This is a genomic window from Flavobacterium caeni, assembly GCF_900101895.1.
Taxonomy (GTDB): Bacteria; Bacteroidota; Bacteroidia; order Flavobacteriales; family Flavobacteriaceae; genus Flavobacterium; species Flavobacterium caeni.
The window spans coordinates 42,145-62,088 of sequence record NZ_FMVF01000012.1; the positions used below are offsets into that span (position 1 = coordinate 42,145).

Genomic DNA, 19,944 nt, shown 5'->3' on the forward strand with positions numbered 1-19,944 from the left:
TTGAAACACAAATTAGTATTAAAATTTTTTTAGCTTTAAACTTTCAAAAATCAAAAAAGTCTTACGGGCCAATCTTAAAAAATAAAAACATGAAAAAATTAGTTTTGGGCGCTTTGTTGATGGTAGGCATGACCGCCGTGGCGCAGGAAGGAAAACCATTGGTACGCCAACAGCCGCTTACGGCAGAGCAACGCGAAAATCGCGAGCAGTTCCAACATAAGAAAATGACCGCCGAACTGAACCTCGACGACAAACAACAAAAAGCCTTGGCAGAAATCTTGAACGAGCGCACCGAGAAAGGCAAAGCATTGCGAGAGGAACACAAAGCCAACAAAGAGAATGGCGTTAAATTGACGCCTGAACAACGCAAAGAGCGTCGCGCCGAAATGGAAGCTTTCCGCGACGCGCAAGACGATAAAATCAAGAAAATCCTTAGAAATGACCAGCTTGCGCAATGGGAAAAAATGAAGGCAGCCGAAAAAGCCAAAAGACAGGAAAAAATGCAGCGCAAAGCCGAATCGATACAAAAATCGGAATAACACCGCTTTTTTGTTTTGCAGATTGACAAAAATAATTTAGATTTGGTTGCTAATTTTTTAAAAAAACATACCATGAAAAAGTTAATTGCTGTAGTAACCTTGGTGCTTGCTTTCTCGGTTTCGGCCCAAGCGCAGGATAAAAAATCAAACTTTAACGATGCCGCGCAAAAGGATGTGGCCGCGTTGATTGAAAAAGTGACAATCGACCAAACCCTCAAGCAAGACATGTATACCTTGATGGTGTCGAAACACGAAATGCTTGCCGCTGCGAAATCTCCGGCCGATAAGCAAAAGGTTTCGGATATGATTGAGCACAAGATTTTGTCTGGCGTATCAAAAGAACAAAGAAAAGTATTGACCGACAACCCGGCGTTGCTCAAGCAATTGTCTCATTGATCGGAATATCAAAAAAAGTAAAGCCCGCGTTTGCGGGCTTTTTTTTATAGTGTTTTGGCCACTTTGTCGATGGCCTTTATTGTAAAGTCTAGGTCGTCGTAGGTAAGCGCATCGGTGATGAACCAGGTTTCATAGGCCGATGGCGCGATGTATACGCCCTGTTGCAGCAACCCGTGAAAGAACTGACGAAAACGGTCGTTATCGCCTTTGGCGGCGCTTTTAAAATCGACCACGGGCTCGGCATCGAAATGCACCGAGATCATCGAACCCACGCGGTTGATTGTAAACGGAAAATCATATGCCGAAAGCACTTCGCGAATACCGCGCTCCAGATAAGCCGTTTTTTCCTCGAGGCGTTGGTAAATAGAAGGGTCGTTGTCGAGCGCTTCGAGCATCGCCAATCCGGCCGCCATGGCCAGCGGATTACCCGACAGCGTGCCCGCCTGGTAGACCGGCCCTACCGGCGCCAGATAATTCATGATTTCGTTGCGTGCGGCAAACGCGCCCACGGGCAATCCGCCACCGATTACTTTTCCGAACGCGACAATATCGGCACGAACACCAAACAATTCCTGCGCGCCGCCCTTGGCCAACCTAAAACCAGTCATGACCTCGTCGAAAATGAGCAGGATGCCGTTGTCGTTACACAGTTTGCGCAAGCCTTGGAGGAATCCTTTTTGCGGCGGCACACACCCCATATTGCCCGCCACCGGCTCGATGATGATGGCGGCGATTTCGTTTTTGTTGTGGTCGATCAAATCGGACACCTGCGACAGATCGTTGTAGTGCGCCAGCAACGTATCCTTGGCCGTACCCTGCGTTACCCCTGGACTGTTGGGTGTACCGAAGGTCACGGCGCCGCTCCCTGCCTGGATCAAAAACGCATCGGAATGGCCGTGGTAGCACCCTGCAAATTTGACGATCTTGTCGCGTCCGGTAAACCCGCGGGCCAATCGGATCGCGCTCATACAAGCCTCGGTACCCGAGTTCACGAATCTTATCTTGTCGATGTCGGGCACCATAGAAACCGCCAGTTTGGCGATACGCGTCTCGAGTTCGGTGGGCATCCCGAAAGAAGTACCCGATTTGGCCCGCGCAATCACGGCTTCGACTACGGGTTCGAACGCATGTCCGAGTATCATCGGGCCCCATGAATTGATGTAGTCGATGAGTCTGTTGCCGTCTTCGTCGTACAGGTACGCTCCTTTGGCGCTTTTGGCGAACAACGGTGTTCCGCCCACCGCCTTGAACGCACGTACCGGAGAGTTGACGCCGCCCGGAATGACCTGCTCGGCTTCGGCAAAAAGCTGGCTGCTTCTTTGGTATAACATATTATTTTACTTTGAGGCTTTGGCCGATTGAGATTGCGTTGTCGATGATGTTGTTCTTGCGGCGCAAATCATCGACCGAGATGTTGAACTTTTTAGAGATCGAATACAGGGTATCGCCCTGGATCACCTGATACAAATCGGAGTCGGCCACGGCATTGTCGCGTCCGGCTTCGAGAATCGACGGCTCTTTGCCTGTCGAAACGTATTCTGTCCCGAGCACTTCGGCGTCGTATTTGGCCAGCTGGTAGCGCTCGATGATGCCGATGAGTTTATCTGGGTATTTCGGATCGGTCGCATATCCCGCCGCCTTGAGCCCTTTGGCCCATGCCTTGTAGTCGTCTTTGTCTAGCAAAAACAATCCCGCATAGCGCGTACGCGTGGTCAGGAACTGCGAATGGTCGCGGTAGGATTCGCTCGGATGTTCGTATTGTCTAAAACACTCCTGTTCTTCGTCGTCGTCGTAACGTACGCTTGGGCCTGTCCATTCCTTATGGCATTTGATCCCGAAGTGGTTGTTGGCCAAAACGCTGAGTGGCCCGGTGCCCGAACCCGACTCCAAAATACCTTGCCCGAGCGTGATACTGGCCGGAATGCCGTACTGCGTCATGTTGTTTTGCGCGATGCCTTTGTAGGTGTCGATGTAGTCGTAAACCATGGCCGTGGTTACTTTGACACGCGTAGTAGCTTCAAGGATCTCCTCTTTGGAATACACGGTCGAGTTCCCCGAAGACTTCTCTTTGGCCGCCTCGTATTTCTCGCCTATTTTCTGCAAATCGCCATTTTGCCCGGTTCTTGATGCGACAGGCTTGTTGGGCGTGACCCTACGGTTCTCGGGGGCTGGCTTTTTATAAGGTTTCTTGGCGTTCGATCGGCTGGAAACCGATGTATTGGGCTTGCGGTTGACCGGCTTCTTGGTCCTTACAACCGGCTGGCTGGAGTTACACGCCACCACCAACAAGGCGGTCAGCAAAAGCATTAACTTTTTAATCATTGTATTATGGGTAATTTCTTTTCTTTTAATTTGGCGTTCATCCCTTCGATGCCTTGCAGACCACCAGTGTGGATTGCCAGTATCTTTGACCCGGCGGGAAAATAGCCTTTGTCGATCAGTTCCATAACGCCAAACAACATCTTTCCCGTATACACCGGGTCGAGTAAAATGCCGTGGCGCTGCTTGAACGCGTTGATGAACGCCACCAGCGACGCATCGATCTTCGCATAACCGCCAAAATGGTAGTCGGTATTCAGCTCCCAATTCGGCGTGTTTACAAATTTAAGTATTTCGGCTTGGAGAAAATCGCCTTTGAGCGCCGCAAACCCCAAAACTTGTTGACACGGCTTTGCCGACCGGACCAGTCCAGCCATCGTCCCGCCAGTGCCGACGGGGCAGCAGATGAAATCGTAGTCGTCGTCGGCCGTTGTTAATATTTCTTCGCATCCCTGCACCGCTAGATCATTGGTGCCGCCTTCTGGCACGAGGTAAAACGGGCCGAATCTCGCGCGCATTTGACCAATAAAACCCGCATCGGTCTTACGACGGTACTGTTCGCGGGACACAAACACCAGCCGCATACCGTTTTCTACTGCCAATTGCAAAGTAGGATTTTGACCGATTTGACCCTCGAGTTCCCCGCCGCGTATCACGCCAATGGTTTCGAATCCGTATAGTTTGCCGGCGGCGGCCACGGCGGCGATGTGGTTCGAGTAGGCGCCGCCAAAAGTAAGTATCGTGTGCAAACCTTGCCGTTTGGCCTCAAGCAGGTTGTATTTGAGTTTCCTGAACTTGTTTCCCGAAACCATCGGATGCAACAAGTCTTCGCGTTTGATGGCAAGCGAAACATCGGCTTTTAAAAGTATCGGCTGGTTGAAACTTTCCATACGCAAAAATACCGCCTACAAACAAAAAAAGCAGCCTTTCGACTGCTTTCTTTTTAATGCCTTATTGTTATTTGCCTTTTTCAAACACGCTGATTTTCTTGGCAAATTGCTTGTTGTCGGTAGTAACGACTTTCACCACATAAATCGATTCGGCCAACCCCGATGTCGGGAATTCGTAACTCGTTTTGGCGCCCAATTTGGTCTTGGTGAAAATCTGCTTCCCGGTGATGTCGAACAAAGTCACCGACTTGATGTCGATGCTGCCCGGATTCGATACCGTAAGCATTTGACGGTCGTTGTTTTGCAAGATCGCGAACGCATCGGCAGCGAGCTCATCCGAGGTACCCAAAAGACCGTCCACGAACGTAATCTCATACTGGGTGTCGTTGGTGCCCGCAGGCAGCGTGAATTCGTAGTCTGAATTCTTGATGTCGTAGTACATGTCGGTCAATTTGTCGTGCAAATAAACGTTTTCTGCTTCCGAAAAATTGATCATTTCGGTGGCCTTGATACGGAACGATGCTGGCACATTGGCCTTAAAACCAACCGGAACTTTTTTGTTGACGTCAAAATCGATAACCGAGATCACATACTGTGCGTTGTCGAGCACAAAATACATGTCGATGTCGGTTTGGTCGGGCGACTTGGCATCCATTCCAGATTCCGCGCCATCCGAAGCCCCGTCGATCATCACGAGGGTAGTTTCCTTAACCCCTGTGTTGTTGAGCAAAGTCTGGAATTTGATTTGCGGTGCCGGTGCCGTGCTTACGGTGGTATAATCCCAACCTGCAACCGACTGGATTGGCGGCAAGAATCCCGTACTTGACGTATGCTCGCTCGTGCCTTCATTTACATCCGCCGGACGGTTAAAGTCTGAAAAAGTACCTTCTTTGATATAAACACGGTAGTTGTTGCTCATCGTGACGTTTCCGCCTGCAGCGCCCTCGATCATAAAACCTTGTCCGATCGGACAAAAACGACGCTCAAATGGCGTCCCTGTCCCAGTGGCTCCGAGTTGTGTTCCAGCACCATCATAGGCATAAAATGTCGGCGGATTGTAAACCCCCATGTAACCATAAGTCGGATCGGTAACACCGCCCGCCGCCAAAGGCGAATAAGAACCATAGCCGCCGCGGTACGAAGCGATCAAATGCGAATTCGTCGTAGGATCTTGCTCCCAAAAATAAGCCACCTGTGTCGTGTTGGTTGCCGCCATCAAAAACGCCCTCAAATCGATGGCCGATGGATACGGATTACCTGTTAAAGTACGCAAGCCCGCGCCTACGAAAACGGTAATATTCCCGTCATTTGGCTTGCCTCTGAAATCGTAACGTTGTCTGCTTCCTGGGTTGTTGGCTTGTCCGTTATCCGAAAAAGTAAGATCGTTCACGGCAGTTCCAGATCCTTTCAAAGTATAACCGATCCCTGGCTCGATGTTGGGCAAGGCAGCACCTCCTGGAACTGGCACCCATTGTGCATAGGTACTCGATGATACGAACTTGAACGCCCATCGATCGGCAATACGCAAAGGATTCGCAACGCCGTCAAAAACACCGGCACCCAACATGACTGCAGGAGTCGACGCCGTTGTGGTCGTCGGCCTGTGAAGCATTGAAACCTTAAAATTTTCATTTCCTGTTGCAGCCGAGGCATTTCCTACTGGCGAACACCAGTAGTTGTAAGCGAAATTATTCACGGTTCCTTCTTGAAAAACTGACAATGTTCCGGCTCCTCTATTCGTAGAAACCACTGTCGACGCACCTTGCAACAGCATGGCTTCGTCCCTTAAATAAATGTTCCCTTCTACAGCTCCAACCTTGTCCAAATTGATATCCTGGTTTACGAAAACCATTCTATCATTCACGAAAATATAGCTGTCAGGACTTACATAAACCTGTGCCTTTGCTATGGTAGTTACCATCAGCAGACCAAAACATGCAAAGTATAAACGTTCCATAATCAATCGCATTTGAGTTCGGTAAAAGTAGCAAAAAAATATATGCAGCCGATGCAGCACACGCAATTATTCGATAAAATTCACAAAATGTGTCGTTTGTCCATTTTAACGGTTGCTCATCGATATTCTGGTAGGAATCTAATTACAATTTATTATGTTTATTTTCAATACCACCTAATCAAACAAATATGAAGCATTTTTACCCTGGATTGTTGGTCGCAGCCTTCCTTTTTGCGACCCATTCGGCGTCGGCGCAAGTGGGCGTCGGCACCACGGCACCCAATGCCGCACTAGACATTTCGGCCGCCAACGACGGACTTTTGATTCCGCGCGTGGCATTGGCCAACACCACCACCGCTACGGTGCTTACCCCAACCGCTTCGGAATTGGTATACAATACTGCCACAGCAGGCGATGTAACGCCCGGATTCTACTATTGGAGCGGCACCGCCTGGATTCGATTGGCAACTGGCGCCAGCAACGACTGGTCAATCACCGGTAATGCGGGCACCACGCCAGGCACACACTTTTTGGGCACGACCAACGCCGTCGATTTGCGCATCAAGACCGCGGGCACCGACCGATGGAACATCTCCAATACCAACAACGGACAATTGCAATCCTATTTCGCGCGGGACGGCGGCTTTACCCGCCTATTCGTTCCAACCTGATCCCGATACGGGTCTGTTCAGCAATGCAGCAAACACGCTCGGATTGGCTACGGCGGGTGTCGAACGTGTTCGTCTTTTGGCCAACGGACAAACCATCGTCAACAACACGGCGGCACCCGTTGCTACCGATGTACTTTCGTCCTACACTTAGGGCACCATGACACGTGCCATCGCGGGATACAGCACGTTGGCCAATGGCCGCGGTGTATATGGCCAGGCGACTGCCGCAAATGGCGCGGGGGTGCAAGGCGGCACCAACCAAGGCAATGCATTCGGGTTGTGGGGATTCAACACCAGCGCATCGGGAACGGGCTCTAACGGCGCGGGGAACAACCAAATATCGACCTATCTCACCGCAGGTAGCGGCGGCTCTTTCTCTGGATTGTATACGGGCGTGTTCGGCTTTGTTTCTTCCATCACCATCGACCCGAGCTCGGGCGGCTTGTTTCAGGATGAATTCGACAACCAATGGGATGTTGCGCACTGGGACGGTTTCGGCTACTACAAAATCATTGGGCCCGGCGCCGTGAGTACGATTGTAGAAGACATCAACAACCAAAAAGTGGTGATGCACTGTACCGAAACACCCGAGAACCTGTTCGAAGATTACGGCACAGGCCAATTGGTAAACGGCCGCGTCACGATTGCCATCGACCCTACATTCGCCAAAAATATACTGGTAGACGAGCAACATCCGCTCAAGGTATTCGTGCAACTCGAAGGCGATTGCAACGGCGTGTATGTCACCAACAAATCGGCCCATTCGTTTGAGGTGGTCGAACTCCAAAGTGGCCTGTCCAACACCCTGTTTTCGTATTCAATAGTAGCCACCAGAGGCTCCGAAACTTACACCGCACCGAACGGACAAACCCGTACGGCACGCTACGACCGCCGTTTCGAAAAGGCTCCGCAAGTCAAGCAGCGCGCCTCACTCAAAGCCGAATTGAACCATTAAACATAATTCCAGAAGGACCAAAAAGACCTCCGCTTCAAATAGCCGGGGTCTTTTTCGTTTTGGTAGGCTTCCCGTTCGAAAGAAATGTTACGGTAGGCCTTGTCTTTACTTCGGTATTGGACCCATCGGCACAAAAACTCCACACCATACCACAGGTAAAAAAACACCACGAGCAGTTCCATTTGCTGCCTGATGTGGATGCGTTCGTGGTTGACCATCACGGCATCGCTTTTTTGTTCGTTGCGGCGCAGGATCACAAACGGAAAAATGGCCATGCCGCTAAATCCTTTGGGGAGCAAATATTTGGAAACAATCAAAAACATTCGGCCGAATCTTGTTATTTTTGTAGTGATTATGAACCACCAAAATAACGAAAATAAACCCATCGAAGGCGAAGATTTTTATTATACGCCCGAAGGCTACAAGTGCTTTACCGAAAAATACCACCTCAAGCGCGGCTATTGCTGCAAAAGCGGGTGCCGGCATTGCCCATATGGCTTTGACAAAAAGACGGGTGATTTTAAAAAGTAGTTGTGCGTTGCCTGCGGCCCGCGCTTTCCGCGGTGCACGGCACCTTGCTGCAAACGAAGTTCACTGAACTCCTGTAAAAAATATTAATGAGGTGAAGTAATCGCTAACGCGACCTCCGCTTAGAACGAACACTAAAAAATACAAACCCGTCACTCTCGAACAAAATCTGCGCAAACCGGCGTCCAACAACAAAAAACATGACTTTTAAAGAACAAATCCAACAAGGAATCCCAACCACGCTTCCTAATCCAAAACCTTACGAAACGCAAATCAACCACGCGCCCAAACGCAAGGAAATCCTTTTGGATGACGAAAAGAAACTCGCCATCCGCAACGCGTTGCGCTATTTTGAACCACAACACCACGCGACACTCGCACCCGAATTCCTTGCGGAACTCAACACCTATGGCCGCATCTACATGTACCGTTTTCGCCCCGATTACGAAATGAAGGCGCGTCCGATATCAGAATACCCAGGAAAATCCGAACAAGCCAAAGCCATCATGCTCATGATCCAAAACAACCTGGATTATGCCGTCGCGCAACACCCGCACGAACTCATCACTTATGGCGGCAACGGCGCGGTATTCCAGAACTGGGCGCAGTATCTGCTGACCATGAAATACCTTTCCGAAATGACCGACGAGCAAACGCTCACAATCTATTCGGGCCACCCGATGGGCTTGTATCCGTCGCACAAAGATGCCCCGCGTGTGGTGGTCACCAACGGCATGATGATCCCTAATTATTCCAAACCCGACGATTGGGAAAAATTCAACGCGCTCGGCGTCACACAATACGGCCAAATGACAGCCGGAAGTTACATGTACATCGGCCCGCAAGGCATCGTGCACGGCACGACGATTACGGTATTGAACGGCTTCCGCAAAATCAAAACGACGCCAACAGGCAACCTTTTTGTCACTTCTGGACTCGGCGGCATGAGCGGCGCGCAACCCAAAGCGGGCAACATTGCGGGATGCATCACGGTGTGTGCCGAAGTGAATCCGAAGATTACGCACATCCGTCATTCGCAGGGTTGGATCAACGAAGTCATCGAAAACATTGACGAATTGGTTACACGTGTACGCCAGGCCAAAGAAAACAAGGAAACGGTTTCCATCGCCTACCTCGGTAACGTGGTCGATGTATGGGAAAAATTCGACGAAGAAAATTTACACATCGATCTGGGATCGGACCAAGCCTCGCTGCACAATCCGTGGGCGGGCGGCTACTACCCCGTTGGTCAATCGTTCGAGGAATCGAACCGCATGATGGCCGAAAACCCCGAATTGTTCAAACAAAAAGTACAACAATCGCTGCGCCGTCAAACCGACGCGATCAACAAACACACCGCCAAGGGCACCTATTTCTTCGATTACGGCAACGCCTTTTTGCTCGAAGCGTCGCGCGCCGGCGCCAACATCATGGCGGCCAATGGCATCGATTTCCGCTACCCGAGCTACGTGCAGGACATCATGGGCCCTATGTGTTTCGATTACGGATTCGGCCCGTTCCGTTGGGTTTGTACTTCGGGAAAACCTGAAGATTTGCAAAAAACGGACGACATCGCCTGCCAGGTTTTAGAGGAATTGGCCAAAACCGCTCCGACCGAAATCCAGCAACAAATGCAGGACAACATCCAATGGATCAAAGGCGCGCAGCAAAACAAGCTGGTCGTCGGCTCGCAAGCGCGTATTTTGTATGCCGACGCCGAAGGCCGCATCAAGATTGCACAGGCGTTCAACGATGCCATTGCCAAGGGCGAAATCGGTTACGTGGTTTTGGGCCGCGACCACCACGATGTATCGGGTACCGATTCCCCATACCGGGAGACTTCGAACATTTATGACGGGTCGCGTTTTACGGCCGACATGGCCATCCACAACGTCATCGGCGACGGCTTTCGCGGCGCCACCTGGATCAGCATCCACAACGGTGGTGGCGTGGGTTGGGGCGAGGTCATCAACGGCGGATTTGGTATGGTTCTTGATGGTTCGGCCGATGCGTCCAGACGCTTGGAATCCATGCTTTTCTGGGATGTAAACAACGGCATTTCCCGACGGAGCTGGGCCCGAAACGAGGGCGCCGTATTTGCGATCAAACGGGCCATGGCCACGCAGCCTTTGCTCAAAGTAACCATCCCGAATACTGTAGACGACGCCATTTTAGACTTGTTGTAAAGTGAAAAAAGCAAACAGCATAGAGCTTATGATCATGGGGACCTGCCTGATTCCGCTGGCCCTGGTTATCGACAATGTGTTTGCGCAGTCGTTTTTGGCGCTCGCGTCGATTGTACTCAACATTGTTGCAGTCGTCAAAAGTTTTAAGGAAAAAGAAAAACAATCCTAACCTCCACGCTATGAAAAATCTGAAATTACTACCTGTATTGCTGGTGTTTTTACTGGGCGCCTGCGCCTCGGTCAAGGTGTCTTCTGACTACGACAAAAACGTAGATTTCAATCAGTTCAAAACCTATGCGTTCTACAAAAATGGCATCGACAAGGTCGAAATATCCGACCTCGACAAAAAGCGTATCCTGCGTTCGATCGACGAAGCCATGACCGCCAAAGGCTTCACCAAAAGCGAAAACCCCGATTTGCTGGTGAACATCTTTACCAAATCGCGCGAGCAAATCAGCGTGAACCAATTCAACGCCGGCTGGGGCTACGGTTGGGGCTGGGGCTGGAACCCGTACATGTGGGGCGGCAACACCACCACCGTTTCGAGCAGCACCGAGGGTACGCTTTACATCGATTTGATCGATGCCAAGAAAAAAGAAATGATCTGGCAAGGCCAGGGCATCGGAACGCTCACGCAAAATGTCGACAAAAAAGACGAAGTGATCAAGAATTTTGTCGCGAAGATCTTGGAGCAATATCCGCCGCAGAAAAAACAATAACCTAGAAACCGCAGCCGCGTTTTTTTTGACCGGATTAGGTGACCCTTTAGAACTTTACAGTTTTTCTGCAGTAAAAACAACACCACAAATGCTAACTTCGTTCTATGGGAAGGGGGCAATGTAAGGTATTCCCAACGAAAAAAATCAAAACGTAGGCTACAGAAAATCTGTAGATTTTGTTAAAGTTAAGTCGGGCAATTGCCCACAAAAAAAACCGCAACATAAATTGCGGTTTTTTATTTAATATCTCAACAATTCTTCCATTTTAGTCTTGACCTTCTCGGCGCTCGGAATCATCGTCGCTTCGAGCGTACTGTTGAGCGGAATCGCCGGCAGATTCTCGGATCCGATCACCATTACCGGCGCATCAAGGTATTTGAAGCATTGTTCCTGGATCATTCCGGCCAAACTTCGCGCAAACGAATTGTTCGTCGGTTCTTCGGTCACCACCAAGCATTTCTTGGCTTTTTTAACCGACTTTAAAATCGTTTCTTCGTCAAGCGGATACAACGTCCGCAAATCGACGATTTCTACCTTTTCTTTCATTCCTGCCGATGCGTTCAACGCCCAATGTACGCCCATGCCATACGTAATCACGGTCAAGGTTTCGGCATCGTCCTGCGGCCAGATTTCCTGCACCACATTGGCTTTTCCGAAAGGCAACACATAATCCTCGCTCGGTTCATTGACGCGTGCAGTTTCAGTACCTTTTACTTTAGACCAATACAAGCCTTTGTGCTCCAAAATCACGACCGGATTCGGGTCGTAATACGCCGATTTCAATAGTCCTTTCAAATCGGCACCGTTGCTAGGATAGGCAATCTTGATCCCGCGGATGTTCGTCAAAACACTCTCTACCGAACTCGAATGGTACGGCCCACCCGATCCGTACGCCCCAATCGGTACGCGCAAAATCATCGAAACCGGCCATTTGCCGTTGGTCAGGTAACACGAACGGGAAACTTCTGTAAAGAGCTGATTCAAGCCCGGCCAAATATAATCGGCGAATTGGACTTCAACGATTGGTTTCAAACCAACGGCGCTCATTCCGACCGTCGAACCGACGATGAACGCTTCTTGGATCGGCGTATTGAACACGCGTTCATCGCCAAACTTTTGCGCCAGCGTTGCGGCTTCGCGGAACACGCCGCCGAGTCGTCCGCCCACGTCTTGCCCGTAAAGTAAACAGTCTTTGTTGTCGCGCATCAGTTCCTCGACGGCAAACAGCGCGCAATCGACCATGACTACTTTGTCTTCGCGCTCTGGATTTCTTTCGCCTTGCTCTTCCAAAATCGGTGTCGGGGCAAAATCGTGCGTAAATAAATCTTCGGGGCGCGGATCTTCGGCCGCGAGCGCCCTATCGTAATCGGCCTTGACTTTGGCCAAGGCGTCATTTTCGATCTTGGCAATTTCTTCGGATGTAAATCCCGCGTCCAACATTTGTTGCTTCAAAACCGGATACGGATCGCGACTCTTTGCCTCGTCCAAATCGTCGCGGTACCATTCCATGCGAACCCCCGAGGTGTGGTGGTTCAACAACGGCACTTTCGCATGCACCAAAAACGGACGGCGCTGCTCACGCATGGTCTTCAACACCTTTTGGATCGTCAGGTAACTTTCGGTAAAATCGGCGCCGTCGATCGAAACCGCCTCGAGCCCATGGAATCCTTTGGCGTATTCAAAAGCATTTTGCGCACGCGTTTCGGCAGCGTTTGCAGAAATGTCCCAACCGTTGTCCTGTACGAGGTACAAAATCGGCAGTTGCTTCAAAGCCGCCATCTGGAAAGCCTCGGCGATTTCACCTTCGGTCACCGACGCGTCGCCGAGCGAACAAACCACGATTGGCTTCTCTTGGTTTTTGTCGTCAATCCCTACATTTTCCTTATACCAAAATCCCATTGCAGCGCCCGTCGCCGGAATCGCCTGCATACCCGTGGCCGAGCTCTGGTGCGGAATCTTGGGTTTGTCGGCATCGCGCAAACTCGGATGGCAATAATAAGTGCGGCCGCCCGAAAACGGATCGTCGCGCTTGGCCATGAGTTGCAACATCAAATCGTAAGGCTGCATCCCGATACCGAGCAACATCGCATCGTCGCGGTAATACGGGAACGCAAAATCCTGCGGCAACAGCTGCATGGCCGTCGCAATCTGGATCGCCTCGTGGCCACGCGAAGTCGCATGAACGTATTTCGATACGACTTTAAAATTTTCCTCATACCACTCGGCCATCGTTTTGGCGGTCGCCATCGTCGTGAACGCGCTTTCGAGGAGGGTTTTATTTAGGGTTTGTTCTGCAATTTGCATCTTCATTGTTATTTCTTGGGCAGACAATTCGTGCTGTCCGCTTTATCTTTTATTCCATTGCATTCCATAAAAGGATGCCGCTACCATCACGGCTGCAGTCTGTCTAAAATTTACGCTTTGACCGTCGAATCGACGCTTACAATCCAACCAAATTTATCTTCGATCTGCTGCGTCTTGATCCCGTCGAGCGTCTTTTTGACGGCTGCCCCAACAGGTGCATTAGCCGGAAATGTAATCTTCAAATCCTTGTATCCGATTTCCTCGACAGGCGCAATCGACACGGCCGTTCCCGCGCCAAACGCCTCTTCGAGCGTGCCATTGTTGAACGCCGCAACAATTTCGTTGATCGATACCGGACGTTCGGTCACTTCAAAACCTTGGTCGCGCAACACATCCATCACGCTTAACCTGGTGATGCCGTTCAACACCGATCCACCCAAATTTGGCGTCACGAATTTACCGTCGATCTTGAAAAAAATATTCATCGTTCCACATTCCTGTACATACTCAAAATCGCGTGCGTCGAGCCACAAAACCTGGTCGTAGCCCTTGGCCTTGGCCATCTCGGTAGGACGGATCGCCGCTGCGTAATTTCCGGCTGCCTTCGCTTCGCCCGTTCCGCCATTGGCCGCGCGGATGTATTGCGTCTCGGCCCACAGCTTGATCGGCTTGCTAAAAAACGGTCCGCTCGGCGACGCAAAAATGATGAACTTGTACTTGGTGGCCGCACGCATCCCGATAAAGGCTTCGTCGGCATACATGAACGGACGCAGGTACAAAGCCGTACCCTCGGCGCTCGGGATCCACTCCTTGTCGATGGCCACCAGACGCTTCAGTCCTTCTACGAATAACCCTTCGGGAAAAGCGGGCATGCCCATGCGGTCGGCGCTAAAATTCAATCGCTTGGCGTTTTGCTCGGGACGAAACAACAGCGGCGTGTCGTCTTTGCCCAGCGTGGCCTTTAATCCTTCAAAAATCGCCTGTCCGTAATGCAAAGCCATCGCCGCCGGATGCGTTGCGATGTTGCCCAACGGCTCGATCCGCGGATTGCGCCAGGCGCCGTTTTCGAAATCGCAAATGAACATGTGGTCGGTAAAGACCGTGCCCATGACGCTCGTATTGAGGTCGATGTTTTTCTCGCGGCCGCTGTGGTGGATGGTTTCTTTAATGTCAATCATGGTAATCTAATTTTATAAAGTGGTATTGATGTCAAATTGTTCGAGGTAGTCGCCTACTTTGCGCAAGAATGATCCGCCCAGGAATCCGTCCACGACCCGGTGGTCGAAGCTGAGTGACAAAAACATCATGCTGCGGATGGCAATCTCGTCTCCGCTTTCAGTTTCGATGACCTCGGGTCTCTTTTTGATGATGCCAAGCGCCAAGATCGCGACCTCGGGCTGGTTGATGATGGGCGTTCCCATCAAACTGCCGAACGTCCCGACGTTAGAGATCGTAAACGTCGAACCCTGAATTTCATCGGGCTTGAGTTTGCCGGTACGCGAACTGTCGGCCAAATGGTTGACGGTTTTGGCAAGTTCCGGCAACTTCTTTTCGTTGGCGTTCTTGACCACGGGAACAATCAAATTCCCGCTCGGCAGCGCGGTGGCCATGCCTATGTTGATGTCTTGGTGCACAATGATGTTCTTGCCGTCGACCGATACGTTGATCATCGGAAAATCGACAATGGCTTTGGCCACGGCATCGACAAAAATTGGCGTAAACGTGAGTTTTTCGTTGTGTTTGGCGGCAAATGCATCTTTGTTTGCGTTGCGCCAATTCACCAGATTCGTCACATCAACTTCAATATATGACGTGACATGCGGCGAGGTCTGTTTCGAATAGACCATGTGGTCGGCAATCATTTTGCGCATGCGGTCCATCTCGACGATGCGGTCTTTGCCTTCGACAAAATTGATCTTGGGTTTCGGGAAATCGGTTGTCGGTTGTCGGTTGTCGGTTGTCGGACGACTCGGTAACGCATACTTGCGGTTCTTCAAATAGTTGAACACGTCGCTTTTTTGGATGCGTCCGTCTGCACCAGAACCCTGAATCGACTGCACTTCTTCGAGCGACAGGTTTTCTTTTTGCGCGATCGAGATGATCAACGGCGATAAGAACGCGTCTGGGTTGGTCTTTAGTTTGACTTCGGGATTCGGAATTTTGTGGTCTTCGGTTTGGGTTTTTGGGGACGCTGAACTTGTTTCAGCGTCTGGGCGTGGCGCGGTTGGCACTTGGCTCTCGACACCTTCCGAATCAATCAACGCCAACACCTCACCTACTTTTACGATATCGTCTTTCTTAAACCGGATCTCGGTAATCACGCCCGAAACCGGCGCGGGAACATCATTGTCTACTTTATCCGTCGCCACCTCAACTATGGTTTCCTCGGCCATGACAGTATCGCCGACGTTCTTGAGCCAGTTGATGATGGTTGCTTCGGTGATGCTTTCGCCCATTTTGGGCATTTTGAATTCGGTAATCGGCATTTTATTTCTTTCTAAATTCTTCTAGCGTTTGGTAAAACGATTCCTGTGTCGGGCGATTCGCGGGGATTTCGCGCAACGGTTCGACTGCTTTCCAGGTGTCGTACATTTCTTTGGGCAATTGCTGGTACAAACCCGTTCCTTTGGTTTTCCACGCAATCATGTCGTCCGAAACCTGTTTGACGATTTGTGCCGGATTGCCTACCACGAGCGAACGTGCAGGGATTTTCATCTCTGCTTTCACAAAACTCAACGCGCCGATAATGCACTCATCCCCGATTTCGGCATCGTCCATAATGACGGCATTCATCCCAATCAGGCAATTTCTGCCCAAGTTCGCGCCGTGGATGATCGCGCCGTGACCGACATGCGCGCCTGCTTTCAAGACGATGTCCTTGCCCGGAAACATGTGGATCGTGCAATTTTCCTGCACATTGCAACCGTCTTCGATGACAATACCGCCCCAATCGCCACGGATCGCCGCACCAGGCCCGACATAAACGTCCTTGCCGATAATCACATTACCGGTAACGGCCGCCTGCGGATGGATGAAGGCGCTTTCGTGGATGACGGGAATGAAACCCTTGAATTCGTATACCATTTTTTGATGAAAGACGAAAGACGAAAGACAAAGGACTCCCAAAATGCCTAATAAAGCACCCGTTCGTCTTTTGTTATTGGTCTTTTGTCACTTAAATTTTTCCAACGTTTTCTTCGTAAAATCACTCAAAACCAATCGGCCTGAAATTGCGGCACGTTCGGCCAAAAGCATGTCCCAGTCGTCGGTGCCTTTCCAGAAAATTTGCTTCATTTCGCGCATGGCTTCGGGGTTGTACGTGCACAAATGTTGCGCAAACGATGCTACTTTGGCGTCCATTTCCTCGATTGATTCGAATACTTCGGCAAATAGGCCTTTGCTTCTGGCCCATTCGGCTTCGTAAAAATTATTGGCGTCGATGGCGATTTGTGAGGTTGCCGAAACGCCCATTTTGCGCTCAATCGCAGGACTTACCACAAACGGCCCGATCCCCACGTTGAGCTCGCTGAGTTTGATCGCCGCAAATTTCGTCGCCATACAATAATCGGTAGCCGCCGCAATACCCACACCACCGCCGACGGTTTTGCCCTGAACGCGTCCGATGATGAACTTGGGGCATTTGCGCATCGCGTTGATGACGTTGGCGAATCCCGAGAAAAATACCTTTCCGGTAGCTGCGTCGTTGATCGTGATAAGTTCCTTGAAACTTGCACCGGCGCAAAACGTTCGGTCGCCGCCCGATTGTAGGATGATAACTTGAACGTCGGGATTGTTGCCCGCGTCGGTAATGGTTTGCGCCAACTGCGCGAGGATCGTTCCGGGCAAGGAATTTTGTTCCGGGTGGAAAAACTCGATCGTGGCGATGTTTTCTTGAATGTCTATTTTGACGTATGCTTCCATTGATACTATTTGGAATTTGTTTTTTGGAATTTGGAATTTAACCCAAGATTCCAAATTGCTTGAAATGGTGGTTAAAATGTTTTGTCCCGAGCAAATCCCACTCGAATTTGTCCATCATGCCAAACACCACATTTTTGGTGCGCGCCTCCGGATTGTCCTTGAAAAATTGCTCGTAGGCATCCATCGCTTCGATCAGTTTGGCCTTTGCGGCATCGAGGTTTTCGTGTCGCAATGCTTCGTTTTCGCCCTGTTTCATCAGCGGGTGCTGGTGTCCTTGTGGCATCGGACGGTGGTTAAAAATTGTCTCGCGCCATTTCGGCAAATGTTCCTCGGGCGTTACAATCTCAAAATCCTGGATTTCACCCGATGCGTACCGGAATTGCTGCTCCATGTGTTCGACCAAATGCTGCGGCGTCATGATGCCCCAACTTGGTCTATGGTCGACAGTCAATTTATTCAGATAAGCGTTGATGTTGTTGCGGTTGATTTCGGTGAAAGGCGAGCGTTTTTGTACCATCGTCAAAATCGTGGCCACGGCCGTCAGTTCATCGTTTGCATCAAACACTTCTACAAACCATTTGACGATGCCACTCGGCATTTGTTCGCCCACATGGTCGCGTTCGATTTTTTGCTTACATGTGAGTCGCACACACATCGTATCGTTGTGGTAAATCGGACGCAGGAATCGGCATTCTTCGAGCCCGTAATTCGCAGCGACCGGGCCTTTGTTCGGCCACACGAAAAGTCCTGCGGCTGCGGCCAGAATGAAATAGCCGTGCGCTGTGCGTTTTTCAAAAATGCTGCCTTTGAGCGACGTGATGTCGGTGTGCGCGTAAAAATGATCCCACGTTAAATTCGCGAAATTGATGATGTCGGTATCGGTGACGGTGCGCTTGTGCGTTTTCAAAGACATACCGGGCTCGATGTCGTCCCAGTAATATTGGAACGGATGGTTCGGCGCTTCTTTATAGGCGGAATTCGGTTGGTAAATTCCGGTGATTTCAGTCAGTGTCGTCGGCGAACCTTGCACCGCGCAACGCTGCATGTAATGTTTGATGCCGCGCACGCCGCCCATTTCCTCGCCGCCGCCCGCGCGTCCCGGGCCACCGTGTACGAGTTGCGGCAATGGCGAACCGTGCCCGGTGCTTTGCTTGGCGTTTTCGCGGTTCAACACCAAAATCCGTCCGTGGTGCGAAGCCGCGCCAACGACGTAATCCTTGGCGATTTTATCAGAGTTTGTTACGATGGATGAAACCAGTGAACCTTTGCCCATACGCGCGAGTTCAGTCGCTTCGTCGAGGTTCTTATACGGCATGATCGTCGCCACCGGACCAAATGCCTCGGTTTCGTGGACGAGTGTATTCTTGAATGGGTTATCTTCGCGCAACACCATCGGGCTGATGAATGCGCCTTTTTTGGCATCGGCACCAACGGTCGTAATTTTGTCGTAATCGCCGTAGACGATGGATGCGGTTTTGGCGATTTCACGCGTACGCATCTTGACTTCTTCGACCTGATCGCTCGAAACCAACGATCCCATGCGGACTTCCTTGAGTCGCGGATCGCCGATGGTGACTTTGTCGAGTGCCTTGCCGAGCGCAATCTGTACGTCTTCGACCAATTTCTCGGGAACGATGATGCGGCGGATCGCGGTACATTTTTGCCCGCATTTGACCGTCATTTCAGAGCGGACGGAGTTCACGAACAAATCAAACTCTGGCGTACCCGGAACCGCGTCTTCACCCAGAATTGAACAGTTCAACGAATCGGCTTCCATATTGAACGGCACCGATTCTGAGATGATGCGCGGATGTGATTTGAGTTTGCGCCCGGTATCGGCCGAACCCGTAAATGTCACGACGTCCTGCGATTCGACATAATCGAGCATATTGCCCGCCGGGCCGCAAATGAGTTGCAACGCACCCTCGGGCAAAATCCCCGATGCAATGATTTCGCGTACGACGGCTTCGGTCAAATACGACGTCGCCGTTGCGGGCTTGACGATCGCCGGCATTCCGGCCATCCAATTGACGGCGCATTTCTCGAGCATGCCCCAAATCGGGAAGTTGAACGCGTTGATGTGTACGGCCACGCCAGGTTTGGGCACCAGGATGTGGTGCGCCATGAAACGTCCGCCGCGCGACAAATCGATTGGGTCGCCTTCGACGTCGTAGGGTTGGTTCGGGAACAACTTTCTAAGCGAAGCGTTGGCAAACAAATTGCCGAACCCGCCTTCGATATCGATCCACGAATCGACGCGCGTCGCCCCGGTTCTATAGCTGATTTCATAAAATTGCTCTTTGCGTTTGGTCAGGTACAGCGCCAATTTCTTGATCATGTTACCGCGTTCCTGGAACGTCATCTTACGCAGTTTCTCGCCGCCTTTGGTGCGTCCGTAGTGCAGGATTTCCTCAAAATTGAGGCCGTCGGTTGTGGCATGCGTAATGATGTCGCCCGTGACCGAATCGAACAACGGCGCACCTTGGCCGTTGCCTTCTGTCCAATGTCCGTTGACGTAATTTCCTAGTTTGCTCATTTTATTTTTTTAACCGCAAAGTC

General features: G+C 50.8%; 19 protein-coding genes. 8 read left to right on the forward strand and 11 right to left on the reverse strand.

Annotation, left to right across the window (positions count from 1 at the left end):
* Positions 1–89 precede the first annotated feature (89 nt).
* The gene (locus BLP55_RS12135; RefSeq protein WP_091144500.1) at positions 90–539 is read left to right on the forward strand and encodes a hypothetical protein; all 450 of its coding nucleotides are present in this window, start codon (positions 90–92) and stop codon (positions 537–539) included.
* A gap of 72 nt (positions 540–611) precedes the next feature.
* Positions 612–935, forward strand: a complete 324-nt coding sequence (locus BLP55_RS12140) for a hypothetical protein (protein ID WP_139149664.1) — start codon at positions 612–614, stop codon at positions 933–935.
* Positions 936–979: 44 nt separating this feature from the next.
* On the opposite strand, the gene hemL is transcribed toward BLP55_RS12140, so the two are convergent.
* From hemL to BLP55_RS12160, 4 genes are all read right to left on the reverse strand, one after another.
* Positions 980–2,266 (reverse strand): glutamate-1-semialdehyde 2,1-aminomutase, encoded by a 1,287-nt coding sequence (hemL, locus tag BLP55_RS12145; RefSeq protein WP_091144505.1) that lies wholly within the window; start codon positions 2,264–2,266, stop codon positions 980–982.
* 1 nt (position 2,267) lies between these two features.
* Entirely contained in the window at positions 2,268–3,257 is a 990-nt protein-coding gene (locus BLP55_RS12150; protein WP_091144508.1) for a glucosaminidase domain-containing protein, read from the reverse strand.
* A complete protein-coding gene (locus tag BLP55_RS12155) occupies positions 3,254–4,144 on the reverse strand; it encodes a 1-aminocyclopropane-1-carboxylate deaminase/D-cysteine desulfhydrase (protein WP_091144511.1) in 891 nt (296 codons plus the stop codon). The genes BLP55_RS12150 and BLP55_RS12155 overlap by 4 nt, the downstream gene beginning before the upstream one ends.
* Before the next feature lie 67 nt (positions 4,145–4,211).
* Positions 4,212–6,101, reverse strand: coding sequence for a T9SS sorting signal type C domain-containing protein (locus BLP55_RS12160; RefSeq protein WP_091144515.1), 1,890 nt, complete (start codon positions 6,099–6,101; stop codon positions 4,212–4,214).
* A gap of 188 nt (positions 6,102–6,289) precedes the next feature.
* On the opposite strand from BLP55_RS12160, the gene BLP55_RS12165 reads away from it, so the two are divergent.
* Both BLP55_RS12165 and BLP55_RS12170 read left to right on the forward strand, forming a co-directional pair.
* Positions 6,290–6,772 carry a hypothetical protein gene (locus BLP55_RS12165; protein WP_091144518.1) on the forward strand — a complete coding sequence of 161 codons (483 nt, stop codon included), beginning with the start codon at positions 6,290–6,292 and terminating at the stop codon, positions 6,770–6,772.
* 157 nt (positions 6,773–6,929) lie between these two features.
* The gene (locus BLP55_RS12170) at positions 6,930–7,727 is read left to right on the forward strand and encodes a hypothetical protein (protein WP_091144521.1); all 798 of its coding nucleotides are present in this window, start codon (positions 6,930–6,932) and stop codon (positions 7,725–7,727) included.
* Here BLP55_RS12170 and BLP55_RS12175 read toward each other — a convergent pair.
* Positions 7,724–8,050, reverse strand: coding sequence for a hypothetical protein (locus tag BLP55_RS12175; RefSeq protein ID WP_091144524.1), 327 nt, complete (start codon positions 8,048–8,050; stop codon positions 7,724–7,726). The genes BLP55_RS12170 and BLP55_RS12175 overlap by 4 nt on opposite strands.
* Before the next feature lie 31 nt (positions 8,051–8,081).
* On the opposite strand from BLP55_RS12175, the gene BLP55_RS17030 reads away from it, so the two are divergent.
* From BLP55_RS17030 to BLP55_RS12185, 4 genes are all read left to right on the forward strand, one after another.
* Entirely contained in the window at positions 8,082–8,258 is a 177-nt protein-coding gene (locus BLP55_RS17030; protein WP_170826859.1) for a C1orf53 family protein, read from the forward strand.
* Between the two features lie 197 nt (positions 8,259–8,455).
* Entirely contained in the window at positions 8,456–10,441 is a 1,986-nt protein-coding gene (locus BLP55_RS12180; RefSeq protein ID WP_091144527.1) for a urocanate hydratase, read from the forward strand.
* Position 10,442: 1 nt separating this feature from the next.
* Positions 10,443–10,610 carry a hypothetical protein gene (locus tag BLP55_RS17035; protein ID WP_170826860.1) on the forward strand — a complete coding sequence of 56 codons (168 nt, stop codon included), beginning with the start codon at positions 10,443–10,445 and terminating at the stop codon, positions 10,608–10,610.
* Positions 10,611–10,620: 10 nt separating this feature from the next.
* Positions 10,621–11,160: a DUF4136 domain-containing protein gene (locus tag BLP55_RS12185; RefSeq protein ID WP_091144531.1), complete on the forward strand. Its 540-nt coding sequence runs from the start codon at positions 10,621–10,623 to the stop codon at positions 11,158–11,160.
* Between the two features lie 240 nt (positions 11,161–11,400).
* Here the strand turns inward: BLP55_RS12185 and BLP55_RS12190 are convergent, their stop codons facing one another.
* From BLP55_RS12190 to paaZ, 6 genes are all read right to left on the reverse strand, one after another.
* Positions 11,401–13,464: an alpha-ketoacid dehydrogenase subunit alpha/beta gene (locus BLP55_RS12190; RefSeq protein WP_091144707.1), complete on the reverse strand. Its 2,064-nt coding sequence runs from the start codon at positions 13,462–13,464 to the stop codon at positions 11,401–11,403.
* 110 nt (positions 13,465–13,574) lie between these two features.
* Complete coding sequence (locus tag BLP55_RS12195; protein ID WP_091144535.1) at positions 13,575–14,642, reverse strand: branched-chain amino acid aminotransferase; 1,068 nt, start codon at positions 14,640–14,642, stop codon at positions 13,575–13,577.
* Positions 14,643–14,654: 12 nt separating this feature from the next.
* A complete protein-coding gene (locus BLP55_RS12200) occupies positions 14,655–15,950 on the reverse strand; it encodes a dihydrolipoamide acetyltransferase family protein (protein ID WP_091144539.1) in 1,296 nt (431 codons plus the stop codon).
* 1 nt (position 15,951) lies between these two features.
* Positions 15,952–16,548, reverse strand: a complete 597-nt coding sequence (locus tag BLP55_RS12205) for an acyltransferase (RefSeq protein WP_091144543.1) — start codon at positions 16,546–16,548, stop codon at positions 15,952–15,954.
* A gap of 87 nt (positions 16,549–16,635) precedes the next feature.
* Positions 16,636–17,385, reverse strand: a complete 750-nt coding sequence (locus BLP55_RS12210) for an enoyl-CoA hydratase/isomerase family protein (protein ID WP_091144710.1) — start codon at positions 17,383–17,385, stop codon at positions 16,636–16,638.
* Between the two features lie 37 nt (positions 17,386–17,422).
* Positions 17,423–19,921: a phenylacetic acid degradation bifunctional protein PaaZ gene (gene paaZ, locus BLP55_RS12215; protein WP_091144548.1), complete on the reverse strand. Its 2,499-nt coding sequence runs from the start codon at positions 19,919–19,921 to the stop codon at positions 17,423–17,425.
* Between the last annotated feature and the right edge of the window lie 23 nt (positions 19,922–19,944).

Excerpts from the sequence above, each read along its gene's own strand:
- BLP55_RS12135 (WP_091144500.1), top strand. The coding sequence starts at position 90 with ATGAAAAAATTAGTTTTGGGCGCTTTGTTGATGGTAGGCATGACCGCC.
- BLP55_RS12140 (WP_139149664.1), top strand. The coding sequence starts at position 612 with ATGAAAAAGTTAATTGCTGTAGTAACCTTGGTGCTTGCTTTCTCGGTT.
- hemL (WP_091144505.1), bottom strand. The coding sequence starts at position 2,266 with ATGTTATACCAAAGAAGCAGCCAGCTTTTTGCCGAAGCCGAGCAGGTC.
- BLP55_RS12150 (WP_091144508.1), bottom strand. The coding sequence starts at position 3,257 with ATGATTAAAAAGTTAATGCTTTTGCTGACCGCCTTGTTGGTGGTGGCG.
- BLP55_RS12155 (WP_091144511.1), bottom strand. The coding sequence starts at position 4,144 with ATGGAAAGTTTCAACCAGCCGATACTTTTAAAAGCCGATGTTTCGCTT.
- BLP55_RS12160 (WP_091144515.1), bottom strand. The coding sequence starts at position 6,101 with ATGGAACGTTTATACTTTGCATGTTTTGGTCTGCTGATGGTAACTACC.
- BLP55_RS12165 (WP_091144518.1), top strand. The coding sequence starts at position 6,290 with ATGAAGCATTTTTACCCTGGATTGTTGGTCGCAGCCTTCCTTTTTGCG.
- BLP55_RS12170 (WP_091144521.1), top strand. The coding sequence starts at position 6,930 with ATGACACGTGCCATCGCGGGATACAGCACGTTGGCCAATGGCCGCGGT.
- BLP55_RS12175 (WP_091144524.1), bottom strand. The coding sequence starts at position 8,050 with ATGTTTTTGATTGTTTCCAAATATTTGCTCCCCAAAGGATTTAGCGGC.
- BLP55_RS17030 (WP_170826859.1), top strand. The coding sequence starts at position 8,082 with ATGAACCACCAAAATAACGAAAATAAACCCATCGAAGGCGAAGATTTT.
- BLP55_RS12180 (WP_091144527.1), top strand. The coding sequence starts at position 8,456 with ATGACTTTTAAAGAACAAATCCAACAAGGAATCCCAACCACGCTTCCT.
- BLP55_RS12185 (WP_091144531.1), top strand. The coding sequence starts at position 10,621 with ATGAAAAATCTGAAATTACTACCTGTATTGCTGGTGTTTTTACTGGGC.
- BLP55_RS12190 (WP_091144707.1), bottom strand. The coding sequence starts at position 13,464 with ATGCAAATTGCAGAACAAACCCTAAATAAAACCCTCCTCGAAAGCGCG.
- BLP55_RS12195 (WP_091144535.1), bottom strand. The coding sequence starts at position 14,642 with ATGATTGACATTAAAGAAACCATCCACCACAGCGGCCGCGAGAAAAAC.
- BLP55_RS12200 (WP_091144539.1), bottom strand. The coding sequence starts at position 15,950 with ATGCCGATTACCGAATTCAAAATGCCCAAAATGGGCGAAAGCATCACC.
- BLP55_RS12205 (WP_091144543.1), bottom strand. The coding sequence starts at position 16,548 with ATGGTATACGAATTCAAGGGTTTCATTCCCGTCATCCACGAAAGCGCC.
- BLP55_RS12210 (WP_091144710.1), bottom strand. The coding sequence starts at position 17,385 with ATGGAAGCATACGTCAAAATAGACATTCAAGAAAACATCGCCACGATC.
- paaZ (WP_091144548.1), bottom strand. The coding sequence starts at position 19,921 with ATGAGCAAACTAGGAAATTACGTCAACGGACATTGGACAGAAGGCAAC.